This window comes from Dickeya parazeae Ech586, assembly GCF_000025065.1.
Lineage (GTDB): Bacteria > Pseudomonadota > Gammaproteobacteria > Enterobacterales > Enterobacteriaceae > Dickeya > Dickeya zeae.
Genome location: NC_013592.1, coordinates 3384759 through 3398790 on the forward strand (window position 1 = coordinate 3384759; position 14032 = coordinate 3398790).

General features: G+C 56.2%; 8 protein-coding genes. All 8 read left to right on the forward strand.

From position 1 onward, the window contains the following. Window positions 1–186: 186 nt before the first annotated feature. The 8 genes from DD586_RS14835 to trhP all read left to right on the forward strand — a co-directional run bounded on the left by DD586_RS14835 (window position 187) and on the right by trhP (window position 13922). Window positions 187–1452, forward strand: coding sequence for an MdtA/MuxA family multidrug efflux RND transporter periplasmic adaptor subunit (locus DD586_RS14835; RefSeq protein ID WP_012885646.1), 1266 nt, complete (start codon window positions 187–189; stop codon window positions 1450–1452). Further along, the gene (locus DD586_RS14840; protein WP_012885647.1) at window positions 1452–4592 is read left to right on the forward strand and encodes an MdtB/MuxB family multidrug efflux RND transporter permease subunit; all 3141 of its coding nucleotides are present in this window, start codon (window positions 1452–1454) and stop codon (window positions 4590–4592) included. Before DD586_RS14835 ends, DD586_RS14840 begins: the two co-directional genes overlap by 1 nt. Continuing rightward, complete coding sequence (gene mdtC / locus DD586_RS14845; protein ID WP_012885648.1) at window positions 4589–7678, forward strand: multidrug efflux RND transporter permease subunit MdtC; 3090 nt, start codon at window positions 4589–4591, stop codon at window positions 7676–7678. Before DD586_RS14840 ends, mdtC begins: the two co-directional genes overlap by 4 nt. A 95-nt stretch (window positions 7679–7773) precedes the next feature. Then, the gene (gene mdtD, locus DD586_RS14850) at window positions 7774–9177 is read left to right on the forward strand and encodes an MFS transporter (protein ID WP_012885649.1); all 1404 of its coding nucleotides are present in this window, start codon (window positions 7774–7776) and stop codon (window positions 9175–9177) included. A gap of 8 nt (window positions 9178–9185) precedes the next feature. After that, entirely contained in the window at window positions 9186–10544 is a 1359-nt protein-coding gene (gene baeS, locus DD586_RS14855) for an envelope stress sensor histidine kinase BaeS (RefSeq protein ID WP_012885650.1), read from the forward strand. A 13-nt stretch (window positions 10545–10557) separates the two neighbouring features. Then, window positions 10558–11289, forward strand: a complete 732-nt coding sequence (gene baeR / locus DD586_RS14860) for an envelope stress response regulator BaeR (RefSeq protein ID WP_012885651.1) — start codon at window positions 10558–10560, stop codon at window positions 11287–11289. A 124-nt stretch (window positions 11290–11413) separates the two neighbouring features. Further along, entirely contained in the window at window positions 11414–12376 is a 963-nt protein-coding gene (locus DD586_RS14865; protein WP_012885652.1) for a glutathione S-transferase family protein, read from the forward strand. Between the two features lie 169 nt (window positions 12377–12545). Further along, complete coding sequence (gene trhP, locus DD586_RS14870; RefSeq protein WP_012885653.1) at window positions 12546–13922, forward strand: prephenate-dependent tRNA uridine(34) hydroxylase TrhP; 1377 nt, start codon at window positions 12546–12548, stop codon at window positions 13920–13922. Window positions 13923–14032 lie beyond the last annotated feature (110 nt).

A 14032-nucleotide genomic window follows, 5' to 3' on the forward strand; every position in this document is an offset into this window, starting at 1 on the left:
TGCTGACATACTCAGCACAGTTCCCCGGTGTTAACTACGCTGGGGATTCTTTTTCTACAAACCCTGACATATCTTCCATATTTCCTCCATTTTTGTCCTCCGTTCGCTGTTTACACTAGTATTATTATATTCAGTGTTTCATGGGCTTATCTTGGCCTGTGCTGATTGGAGGTTCCGTCCATAACTATGAACGCCGCACGCTTATTTCGTTTCTTGATACTGCTTGTTGTCATTGCCGCGGCGTTTTTCGCCTGGCGTTATTTCCGCCCCTCACAATCAGATTCTGCCAACGAGGCAACAACCACACAGCACGCATCACCTCAAGGACAAGGACAAAATCGTAGCGGCAGCGGACGCCGGGGTTCTACCGCACCACCGCCTGTGCAAGCCGCACTATCCTCATCCTCTTCGGTGCCCTATTACCTATCTGGTTTGGGGACGGTCACCGCCGCCAATACCGTCACGGTTCACAGCCGGGTTAGCGGCCAGTTGATGGCCATCCACTTTCAGGAAGGGCAGCAAGTCAAAGAAGGCGAGTTGCTGGCAGAAATAGACCCGCGCCCGTTTCAGGTAGCACTGATACAAGCACAAGGGCAGTTGGCCAAAGATCAGGCGTTACTGGTCAATGCCCGCCAGGACTTAGTCCGTTACCAGCAGTTGTCCAAAACCAATTTGGTGTCCGGCCAGCAACTGGATACGCAGGAATCGCTGGTGCGCCAATATGAAGCGACGGTGAAATCCGATCAGGGCGCTGTCGCCAGCGCACAATTGCAACTGGATTACAGCCGTATCACCGCACCGTTCAACGGCCGCGTCGGCCTGCGTCAGATTGACATCGGCAACTACGTGACCAGTACTGACAACCTGTTGGTATTAACGCAAACCCATCCGATCGATGTGATATTCACCGTACCGGAAAGCGATATCGCCACCGTACTGAAAGCACAGAAATCCGGCCAACCGGTACCGGTGGAAGCCTGGGATCGGGGCAGTCAGCGCATTCTCTCTCAGGGACGCCTGCTGAGCATGGATAACCAGATAGACGCCACCACCGGCACTATCAAACTGAAAGCCCGCTTCGATAACACCGATGATGCGTTGTTCCCCAATCAGTTCGTCAACATCAAGATGAAAGTCGATACCCTGCAAAATGTGGTGATCGCCCCTTCAGCTGCGATTCAGATGGGTAACGAAGGGCACTTCATTTGGGTATTGAACGATAAAGATCAGGTGAGCAAGCACATCATCACCACGGGGATTCAATACGGCCAGCAAACTGTGGTTTCCAACGGGCTGAATGCAGGCGAGCGAGTGGTAACAGACGGGATCGACCGCCTGACCGAAGGCGCTCGCGTTGAGGTACTGGCGCCCGCTGCGGCGGATAGCAAATCTACCGCCGGTGCCGAGAAGCCCCAGCATGAAAAATCTCAGCATAACGCGGAGAAATCCTGATGCAGGAAACGACGCCGTTACAGGATGCCGCGCTAAATACAGGTGGTGGACCGTCGCGCCTGTTTATTCTCCGGCCGATAGCCACCACCCTGTTGATGATCGCGATTCTGCTGGCCGGGATTGTAGGCTATCGAGCGTTGCCGGTTTCCGCGCTACCGGAAGTGGACTACCCGACGATTCAGGTCGTGACGCTGTACCCGGGTGCCAGCCCGGATGTAATGACCTCAGCCGTCACCGCACCGCTGGAGCATCAGTTTGGCAGCATGTCGGGCCTCAAGCAGATGTCGAGCCAAAGCTCCGGTGGCTCGTCGGTAATCACATTGCAGTTCCAGTTATCGCTATCGCTGGATGTGGCGGAGCAGGATGTTCAGGCAGCGATTAACGCCGCTACCAACCTGCTGCCCACCGATCTGCCGTTTCCCCCCACTTACAGCAAGGTGAACCCGGCGGACCCACCGATCATGACGCTGGCGGTAACGTCCACTGCCCTGCCGCTGACGCAGGTGCAGGACATGATTGAAACGCGCATCGCGCAGAAAATCTCGCAGGTGGAAGGCGTCGGGCTGGTGACGCTGGCCGGTGGGCAACGGCCATCGGTGCGCATTAAACTCAACCCTGGCGCACTGGCCTCTTATGGTTTGAGCAGCGAAAGCGTGCGTACTGCGATTACCGCCGCTAACGTCAACACCCCGAAAGGCAGTTTTGACGGCCCGGCGCGTTCGGTCACACTCTCCGCCAATGACCAGATGCGTTCACTCGACGACTATCGCCAGTTGATTATCTCCTGGAAAAATAATGCGCCAGTACGGTTGCAGGATGTCGCCACGGTGGAACAGGCAGCAGAAAATACCCATCTGGCCGCCTGGGCCAATCAACATCAGGCTATTGTGCTTAACATTCAGCGCCAGCCAGGCGCGAATGTGATAGCCACCGCCGACCATATCCGCAATCTGCTGCCATCGCTGAAAGCCAGTCTGCCAAAATCGGTGGATGTCGCCCTGCTCACCGACCGCACGACCACTATCCGTGCCTCGGTCGAGGATGTGCAGTTCGAACTGATTCTGGCTATCGCGCTGGTGGTGATGGTTATTTACCTGTTCCTGCGCAACGCCGTCGCGACGCTTATCCCCAGTATCGCCGTGCCGTTATCGCTGGTGGGTACCTTTGCCGCCATGTATTTTCTCGGTTTTTCTGTCAACAACCTGACGCTGATGGCGCTCACCATCGCCACTGGTTTCGTGGTTGATGACGCCATCGTCGTTATCGAGAACATCGCCCGCTACATTGAGCAAGGCGAAAAACCGCTACAGGCCGCGTTGAAAGGCGCAGGGGAAATCGGCTTTACCATTATTTCGCTGACGTTCTCGCTGATTGCCGTCTTGATCCCCTTGCTGTTCATGGGGGATATCATCGGCCGTCTGTTCCGTGAATTCGCCGTGACACTGGCGGTGTCGATCCTTATCTCTGCCGTGGTGTCGTTGACGCTCACACCAATGATGTGCGCCCGCTTGCTAAGCCACCATTCATTGAGCCAACAAAACCGCTTTACCCGTGCCAGCGAACGCTTTTTTGACACCGTCATCGCCTGGTATGGCCGTGGGCTAACGCGTGTCTTGAGTCATCCGTGGATTACCCTTAGCGTCGCATTGAGTACGCTGGTGCTCACGGTCTTGCTGTATATCGTCATCCCCAAAGGTTTCTTCCCGATACAGGATAACGGCATTATTCAGGGTACGGTGCAGGCGTCACAAACCATCTCCTTCTCCGGCATGGCTGACAAGCAACAGCAAGCTACCACGCTTATCATGCAGGATCCGGCGGTGGAAAGCGTGACCTCGTTTATCGGCGTGGATGGCACTAACCCATCACTTAACAGCGGCAGGTTACAAATCAACCTCAAACCGCTGGATGAGCGCAGTGACCGTATCCAGGCCGTGATTGCACGGCTACAGCAACGCACTTCCGCGCTACCGGGCGTCCAGCTCTATCTGCAGCCGGTACAGGATCTGACCATCGATACACAGGTCAGTCGTACCCAATATCAGTTCACCCTGCAAACCATGTCGCTGGATGAACTCAGCACCTGGGTGCCAAAACTGATCGCCGAGTTACAGAAACTGCCGCAATTGCAGGATGTCAGCAGTGACTGGCAGGACGGTGGTGCCGTCGCCTACGTGAAGGTTAATCGGGATAGTGCCAGCCGCCTTGGGATCACCATGTCCCAGGTGGACAGCGCCCTGTACAACGCATTTGGTCAGCGGCTGATCTCCACTATCTATACGCAATCCAACCAGTATCGGGTGGTGCTGGAACAGCATCAGGGCAACAACAACGGGCTGGAGTCACTGAATGATATCCGGCTTATCAACACCAGCGGCGGTGTGGTGCCGCTTAGCAGCATTGCGACCGTGGAAGAGCGCAAGGGGCCGTTATCCATCAACCATATCGATCAGTTCCCGTCGACGACCATTTCCTTTAACGTCGCGCCGGGCTACGCGTTGGGTGATGCGGTAAAAGTCATTCAGCAAACGCAGCAAAGCATGCAGTTACCCAGCGATATCATCACCCGCTTCCAGGGCAGTACGCTGGCATTCCAGTCGGCGCTAACCAGCACTATCTGGCTGGTGGTGGCTGCGGTGGTGGCGATGTATATCGTATTGGGTGTGCTGTATGAAAGTTTTATCCACCCAGTCACCATCCTGTCTACGCTACCGACTGCGGGCGTCGGCGCGTTGCTGGCACTCATGGCCGCAGGCAGCGATCTGAACATCATCGCCATCATCGGTATCATTTTGCTGATCGGTATCGTGAAGAAGAACGCCATCATGATGATCGACTTTGCGCTGGCTGCCGAACGTGAACAAGGGATGACGCCGTATCAGGCGATTTATCAGGCCTGTCTGCTGCGTTTTCGCCCCATCCTGATGACCACCATGGCAGCGCTACTCAGCGCCATTCCGCTGATGTTCAGTACCGGCGTCGGTGCGGAACTGCGCCGCCCGCTCGGTATTTGTATGGTGGGTGGTCTGGTGATGAGCCAGGTGCTGACGCTATTTACGACACCTGTTATCTACCTGCTGTTTGATCGTCTGGCACATCGCCTGCGCCGCCGCCAGCCGCAGGAAGGGGAAGCACAGTGAAGTTCTTCGCGCTGTTTATCCATCGGCCGGTCGCCACCACGTTGCTGGCGCTGGCGATAGCGCTGTGCGGGCTACTTGGCTATCAGTTGCTGCCGGTGTCGCCGTTGCCACAGGTGGACTACCCGGTGATTTCGGTCACCGCCACCATGCCCGGCGCATCACCGGAAACCATGGCGTCATCGGTAGCGACGCCGTTAGAGCGCTCACTGGGCCGTATCGCCGGTATCAATGAAATGACCTCGATGAGTTCGCTGGGCAATACTCGCATCATCTTGCAGTTTGCGTTGGATCGAGACATCAACGGCGCGGCCCGTGACGTACAGGCGGCGATCAACGCCGCCCAGAGCCTGTTGCCAAGCAATATGCCAAGCCGCCCTTACTACCGTAAAGTCAACCCGTCTGATGCGCCGATCATGATCATCACGCTGACGTCGGACACCTACGGCCCCGGTCAGTTGTACGACTACGCCTCGACTCAGGTTGCCCAGCGTGTTTCGCAAATTGATGGGGTTGGCGACGTCACCATCGGCGGCAGCTCATTACCGGCAGTACGGGTCGCGCTCAACCCACAGGCGCTGTTTAATCAGGGCGTGTCGCTGGACGCTGTTCGCCAGTCGATCGCCCAGGCTAACGTACGCCAGCCGCTTGGCAGCGTGGACAGTGGCAGTACTCACTACCAGATTCAGACCAATGACGAACTGAAAACCGCCGATGTTTATCGTTCGCTTATCATCCACTACAACAATGGCGCACCGGTACGCCTGAGCGATGTGGCGACGGTAAAAGACTCGGTACAGAACGTACTCAACGCCGGGATGACCAACGCCAAACCCGCGGTGTTGGTATTAATTCGCCGTGCACCGGACGCCAACATCATCTCCACCGTTGATGCAATCCGCGCCGCCATGCCTGAATTGCAGGCTATGTTGCCCGCCTCAATCAACCTGAATATCGCGCAGGACCGCTCGCCCACCATTCGAGCCTCATTGCGTGATGTGGAACGATCGCTGGCTATCGCGGTATCGCTGGTGATTCTGGTGGTGTTCCTGTTCCTGCGTTCCGGTCGCGCCACGCTTATCCCGGCCATCGCAGTACCGGTATCGTTGATTGGCACGTTCTCCGCTATGTACCTGTGCGGTTTTAGTCTGAACAACTTGTCATTGATGGCCTTAACCGTGGCTACCGGTTTTGTGGTGGATGACGCCATCGTGGTGCTGGAGAACATTTCCCGCCATGTCGAAGCCGGTATGAAGCCGTTGCAGGCCGCACTGCAAGGGGTACGGGAAGTCGGCTTTACCGTCGTCTCGATGAGCCTCTCGCTGATCGCGGTGTTTATACCGCTGCTGTTCATGGATGGACTGCCCGGGCGTCTGTTCCGCGAGTTCTCGGTGTCGCTGTCGGTAGCGATACTGATTTCATTGCTGGTCTCCATCACCCTGACACCGATGATGTGTGCACGACTGCTACGACCTCACGCCCCGCACAGCCAGCCGCGTGCGCGTGGCTTCAACCGACTGCTGCTCGGATTGCAGCAAGGTTATGGTCGCACTTTACGCTGGGTGCTGAATCACTCACGTTGGGTCATGATGGTACTGCTGGGGACGATTGGCCTGAGCGTCTGGCTTTATATCAGCATCCCCAAAACCTTCTTCCCGGAGCAGGATACCGGGCGACTGATGGGATTTATTCAGGCCGACCAGAGCATCTCCTTCCAGGCAATGAAACGCAAACTGCAGGATTTCATGACCATCGTGCGTGCGGACCCAGCGGTGGACAACGTCACCGGTTTCACAGGTGGGATGCGAACCAACAGCGGCTCGATGTTCATCAGCCTGAAACCGCTCGCCCAGCGTGACGTCAACGCGCAACAGGTCATTACCCGGCTACGCGCCAAACTGGCGAAAGAGCCCGGTGCCAACCTGTATCTGATGGCGGTGCAGGACGTGCGTATCGGTGGCCGTGAAGCTAATGCCGGCTATCAGTTCTCACTGTTATCGGACGATCTGTCCGTGCTGAGAAGCTGGGAGCCCAAGATCCGCGATGCGTTGAGCAAGTTACCGCAACTGGCGGATGTCAGTTCTGACCAGCAGGACAAAGGGGCTGAGCTGAGGCTGGTCTATGATCGTGATGCCATGGCACGGCTCGGTATCAATGTTTCCAGCGCCAACACGCTACTGAACGACGCCTTTGGGCAGCGTCAGATCTCCACCATTTACCAGCCGATGAACCAGTATAAAGTCGTCATGGAGGTTGACCCGGCCTATACCCAGGATCCTGGCTCGCTGGATAAAATGTTCATTATCAACAACGACGGCAAGCCGATACCGTTGTCGTTCTTTGCCCACTGGCAACCGGCCAACGCACCGCTGGCCGTTAACCATCAGGGGCTATCGGCTGCGGCGACCATCTCGTTCAACCTGCCGGAAGGTGCCAGCTTGTCGGAGGCGACCACCGCGATTGAACGCACCATGACCTCACTGGGTGTGCCACCCACGATTCGAGGTCAGTTCGCCGGTACCGCACTGGCGTTCCAGCAGTCGCAGCATTCGCAGGTTGTGCTGATTATTGCGGCGATCGTAACGGTCTACATCGTGTTGGGGATGCTGTATGAGAATGTCGTCCACCCGCTGACCATTCTCTCTACCCTGCCCTCCGCCGGGGTCGGCGCGTTACTGGCGCTGGAGTTGTTCAATAAGCCGTTCAGTCTGATTGCACTGATTGGCATTCTACTGTTGATAGGCATCGTGAAGAAAAACGCCATCATGATGGTGGACTTTGCGCTGGTCGCGCAACGGGAAGGGAAACTCTCCGCGCATGAGGCGATTTTCCGCGCCTGTATGCTGCGTTTTCGTCCCATCATGATGACCACCATGGCGGCGTTGTTCGGCGCGTTACCGTTGGTGCTCAGTAGCGGTGATGGCTCAGAGCTGCGTCAGCCGCTGGGTATCACTATCGTGGGCGGGCTGGTGATGAGCCAGTTACTGACACTGTATACCACGCCGGTGGTGTACCTGTTCTTCGATAGTCTGCGCTGGCGCCGTCGTGAACGCAGTGACGCCACCACGCATACAGAACCGTCAGCCTGATGCCGCTTCAGTCGCCATTGTTGTATCTGTAATCGTCGCCAGGGTTCGCCCCGGCGCCTGCAAGGGACAGGATATTCCCGGGAGTAATACCACGCATGACCCATCAGCCCGCCTCCGTTCGCTGGCAATTGTGGATTGTCGCCTTCGGCTTTTTTATGCAAGCGCTGGATACCACCATCGTCAACACCGCCTTGCCTTCTATGGCGGTCAGCCTGAATGAAAGCCCGCTACGGATGCATGCTGTGATCGTCGCCTATGTCTTGACGGTCGCCATGCTGTTGCCTGCCAGCGGCTGGCTGGCAGACCGGATTGGCGTTCGCAATATTTTCTTCTCCGCCATTATGCTGTTTAGCCTCGGCTCACTGCTTTGCGCCCGCTCCACCACCCTCAACGAGTTGCTGTTTTCCCGCGTGATTCAGGGCATTGGCGGCGCCATGATGGTGCCGATTGGACGCCTGACGGTGATGAAGCTGGTGCCACGCGATCAATACATGGCCGCAATGACCTTCGTGACATTGCCGGGGCAGATAGGCCCACTGATGGGGCCAACACTTGGCGGTTTTCTCGTCCAGTACGCCAGCTGGCACTGGATTTTCCTGATTAATATCCCGGTGGGTCTGGTTGGTGCCTTCGCCACCTGGTGGCTAATGCCTAATTTCACCATGCCACCACGTCGCTTTGATCTGCTCGGTTTTATTTGTCTGGTGATTGCCATGGGCACCCTGACACTGGCGCTAGACGGCCAGAAAAGTCTGGGGTTGTCCGCCTTAGCGCTGAGCGCACTGGTGCTGACCGGCGTTCTGGCGCTGTTGGGGTACTGGTGGCACGCCAGAGACAACGAGCAATCGCTGTTCAATCTGCGTTTATTTGATACCCACAGCTTCAGCATCGGCCTGTTCGGCGGCTGGCTGGCGCGCATCGGCAGCGGCATGTTGCCGTTTATGACGCCGGTATTTTTACAAATTGGTCTGGGCTACACACCGTTTCACGCCGGGATGATGATGATCCCGCTGGTGCTGGGCAACATGGGGATGAAACGGATCGTCGTGCTGATAGTTAACCGGTTTGGCTACCGTGTGGTGCTGATGGCTTCGACATTGACGCTGGCGCTGGCTACGCTACTGTTCGCGCTGGTCGCACTGATGAACTGGCACTGGATGACGCCGGTGGTGCTGCTGTTGGTCGGTATGGTCAACGGCATTCGGTTTTCCACCATGAATACCCTGACGCTCAAAGATCTGCCGGACGACCTGGCCAGCGGCGGTAACAGCCTGCTATCGATGTCAATGCAGCTATCCACCAGTATGGGGGTGACTATCGCCGGTCTGCTGCTGGGCATTTTTGCCAATCAGCATCTGGTGAGCGGTACACCGGAAACCCACACCGTATTCCTGTATACCTATCTGTGCATGGTGGCGGTGATGGCATTCCCGGCGCTGATTTTCAACCGGGTGCCGCCCGATACCGTTCAGCAGGCGACGCTGACGCGCCCTTCATGAGGTGAATGATGAGATTCGGCATTACCGCCAGACTGTTTCTGGCCATTTTCTCCACCTGTATGCTGGTGCTGATCATCATGCATTTCGGTGTCCGGCTCAGTTTTGAGAAAGGGTTTATCGACTATATCCGCCGTGGTAACGAACAGCGGGTGATACAAATTCGTGGCTGGCTGGAAGATCAGTACCAGCAGTACGGCAACTGGGATTTTCTGCACAATACCGAACGCGGTATTTTCCCGATGCTGCGAGCAATGGAGCAGAATAACGACGAGGCGATGCAAGGCTGGCGTACCCGTTTTTGGGTGACGGATGAGAACCGCCGTCGCCTGATAGGCCCACCGATCCCGATGCCTGCGGGCAGCACCTGGCAGCCGCTGATGGCGAAAAAACGCATCGTTGGCTGGCTGGTGGCGGCACCGGTAGAAGGGCTGACCCGTAGCGCCGATATCAGTTTCGATCGCCAGCAACAACGCACCAGTTGGCTGATCGTCGCCTTTACTACTCTGTTGGCGGCCGTAGTGACCTGGATGATGTCCCGTGGCCTGCTGGCGCCGGTCAAACGGCTGGTCAACGGTATCCACCAACTGGCTGGCGGCGACTTTAGTACCCGGGTCACCGCCAGCGGGCGCGATGAACTGGATAGGCTGTCGCAAGATTTTAACCAGTTAGCCTCAGCGCTGGAGAAAAACGAGCAGTCACGCCGGGCGTTTATGGCAGATGTCTCCCATGAATTACGCACGCCGCTGGCGGTGTTACGTGGTGAACTGGAAGCCTTGCAGGATGGCGTGCGACGGCCCGATAGCGCCGCATTTAGCTCGCTGCAAGCAGAGGTCGCCTTGTTGACCAAGCTGGTGGACGACTTGCATCAACTCTCGTTATCTGACCTGGGTGCACTGGCTTATCGTAAGTCGGCCGTCAATGCCAGCGCATTGCTACAGTTATCTGTGGCGGCGTTCAGAGAGCGTTTTCAACACAAAAGCATTCAACTGACCACGCATCTTCATCCTGAAGCGGTGGTATTTGGCGACCCGGACCGCTTGAATCAGTTGTTTAACAACCTGATGGAAAATAGCCTGCGTTACACGGACGATGGCGGGCAACTGCAAGTGGAAACCGAACTACGCCAGCAACGGCTGATTATTCACTGGCGCGATAGCGCCCCCGGTATCAGCGATGAACAACTGGCGCTGATCTTCGAGCGTTTCTACCGTGCGGAAAGCTCGCGCAACCGTGCCAGCGGCGGCTCCGGGTTGGGGTTAGCCATTTGCGCCAAGATCGTTGAGGCGCACGATGGACGCCTGTATGCTGATCATTCAGCGCTCGGCGGCGTACAAATCACCGTCGAGCTCCCGTTGCACCTATCCTGATACAGGAACCGACATGACCGCATCCTCTTCTGCAACAGTGGGTGATGAAAACTTGCCTGTGCTGATCGTTGAAGATGAGCCCAAACTGGCCCAGTTACTGGTGGATTACCTGCAAGCATCAGGTTATCGCACCCACTGGCTGACCCAGGGAGAAGAGGTCGAACCCTGGGTACGTGAACACCCCTGCCAGCTCATTCTGTTAGACCTGATGCTACCGGGCCGTGACGGCCTGACGCTTTGCCGCGCCATTCGCGGTTTTTCCAATGTGCCAATCATTATGGTCACCGCACGTACCGAAGAAATTGACCGGCTGCTTGGATTAGAAATCGGCGCCGACGATTACATCTGTAAGCCCTACAGCCCGCGTGAAGTCGTCGCCCGGGTGAAAACCCTGTTGCGCCGCTGTCGCTGGCAGCATGAACCGCTACCAAACGATGTCCTGCCCGCGTTGCTGATTGACCAAAATCGTTATCAGGCCAGTTACCTCGGCCGTCATCTGGAACTAACGCCCGCCGAATTCCGGCTGCTGAAAACCCTCTCAGCCGAACCGGGACGCGTCTTTTCACGCGAACAGTTGCTCGATCATCTGTACGACGATTACCGGGTGGTGACTGACCGTACCATCGACAGTCACATCAAGAATCTGCGCCGTAAGCTGGAAGTGTTTGACCGGGAAACGTCGTTCATCCGCACGGTTTATGGCATTGGTTACCGGTGGGAAGCCGCCGCCAGTCAGGAAATATAGACGACCGCGTTCACCGACGGACACGCGGTCAAAGAAACTGTTCGACTCGGTTAAAAATTTGCAATTTTCTATTGGCTCGCGGCTGCTAGCATAATCACATACCAAAATGATGATGAGGGTAAACATGTCGGGATTAGTTAATGGCAAATGGGTCGATGGCGATGTAGCGGCCGAAGAAATCAAAGGCGGGGCTTTCCATCGCCAGGAAACCCGATTCCGAGCCACCGAACTGGTGCCGGAGGCGGGACGATATCAGCTATTTGTCTCGTATCTTTGCCCGTGGGCCTCCCGCACAACGATTTACCGTAACCTGAAAGGTCTCGGCAATGTGATTGCCTTGTCGGTTGCAAATCCCTGTATCGGCGAACAGGGTTGGGAATTCAGTACTCCGCAGGATGCTGGCGAACATGTCGCGCCGGTGCGCTATCTGCACCAGCTCTACACCGCCAGTGACGCGCATTACACCGGGAAAGTCTCGGTTCCGGTACTGTGGGACCGCAAAGAAGGTCGTATCGTCAATAACGAGTCGTCGGAAATCATCCGTCTGCTTAACCATGACTTTAACGATTTGACCGGTAACCGGCTGGATTTCTACCCACTGGATCTGCGAGTGGAAATCGACCGCTGGAACAGCCTGATTTACGACAACATCAATAACGGCGTGTATAAGACTGGCTTTGCCAAAACACAAGCGCACTACGATCAGGCGGTAACGAGCTTATTTGCAGCACTGGATACGGTGGAAGCGCACCTGGCACACCATCGCTATCTGGCGGGCGATACCCTGACCGAAGCGGACTGGCGACTGTTCGTGACGCTGGTGCGTTTTGATGCGGCTTACCACGGTGCCTTCAAATGCAACATCCGTCGACTGGAAGATTATCCGCACCTTTCCGGCTATCTGCGTGAGCTGTATCAATGGCCGGGGGTCAAAGACACCGTCAGGTTGGACGACATCAAAGCCGGTTACTACAGCATCCGCTGGCTCAACCCGACCGGTATTATTGCAAAAGGGCCGCTCGTGGACTTCGAACGCCCGCACCAGCGTGAATTGATTGGCCCCTCAGCCGGTATCCGCACAATCTAATCCTCGCTCACGGTCAGAGAAACGCTGGCCGTGAAGCATCATGCCCATCAATAGACGCACTTTCTATAAGCCGACTACTGATTTTTCCCGCCGTTGGCGTTAGAATCTGCCGCCTTTACTGTTCCCGCCCGGGAACAGCCTGACCTGTGATCAGACTTGAGAAAACACCATGTTTAAACCGGAATTACTCTCTCCGGCCGGTACGCTGAAAAATATGCGTTACGCCTTTGCTTATGGCGCTGATGCAATTTATGCCGGCCAGCCTCGCTACAGCCTGCGTGTGCGCAATAACGAATTCAACCACCAGACGCTGGCACAAGCCATCAATGAAGCCCATGCGCTGGGTAAAAAGTTTTATGTGGTGGTTAACATCGCGCCCCATAACGCCAAACTGAAAACCTTCCTGCGTGACCTGCAGCCGGTGGTCGACATGAACCCGGATGCGTTGATCATGTCTGATCCGGGGTTGATCATGCTGGTACGGGAAAACTTCCCCCAGATGCCTATCCACCTGTCGGTACAGGCCAACGCGGTCAACTGGGCGACGGTGAAGTTCTGGCAGCAAATGGGGCTCAGCCGGGTGATTTTGTCACGCGAACTGTCGCTGGAAGAGATTGAGGAAATCCGCCACCAGGTGCCGGAAATGGAGCTGGAAGTGTTCGTTCACGGCGCACTGTGTATGGCTTATTCCGGCCGCTGCCTGCTGTCTGGTTACATCAATAAGCGCGACCCGAATCAGGGCACCTGCACCAATGCCTGCCGCTGGGAATACAACGTGCAGGAAGGTAAAGAAGACGCGGTGGGCAACATCGTACATATTCACGAGCCGATTGCGGTTACCCAGATAGACAGCGCTCAGCCGCAACCCACGCTAGGCATTGGCGCACCGACCGATAAAGTCTTCATGCTGGAAGAAAAACAGCGCCCGGGCGAATACATGAGCGCGTTTGAAGACGAGCACGGCACCTACATCATGAACTCACGCGACCTGCGCGCCATTCAGCACGTAGAACGCCTGACCAACATGCAAGTCGCCTCGCTGAAAATCGAAGGCCGCACCAAGTCGTTCTATTACTGTGCCCGTACCGCACAGGTGTACCGCCGCGCTATCGACGATGCTGTCGCCGGTAAGCCGTTTGACCCAACGTTGCTGCAAACGCTGGAAGGCCTCGCGCACCGTGGTTACACCGAAGGCTTCCTGCGCCGCCACGTTCATGAGGATTACCAGAATTACGACTACGGTTACTCGGTGTCTGACCAGCAGCAGTTTGTCGGGGAGTTCACCGGCGAGCGGCGAGACGGTCTGGCGGAAGTGGCGGTCAAGAACAAATTCTCTCGCGGCGATAGCGTGGAAATGATGACGCCGGGCGGCAATGTCCAGTTCACTATCGATACCCTGCTCAATAAAAAAGGCCAGACGATCGAGGTGGCACCGGGTGACGGCCACACCGTGTATCTGCCCGTGCCGGACGATATCGACCTGGAATACGCGTTACTGCTACGCAACCTGTCGGGGACAACCACCCGTAACCCGCATGCAAAATAGCAAAAAAGTGACACTATCGTGCCAATTGTGACATTTTTTAGAATCAGATCACATCAATGGCCCAGGTGACTGGTTATTATTGCAGCGCTGAGAAAATACAAAACGAAAAA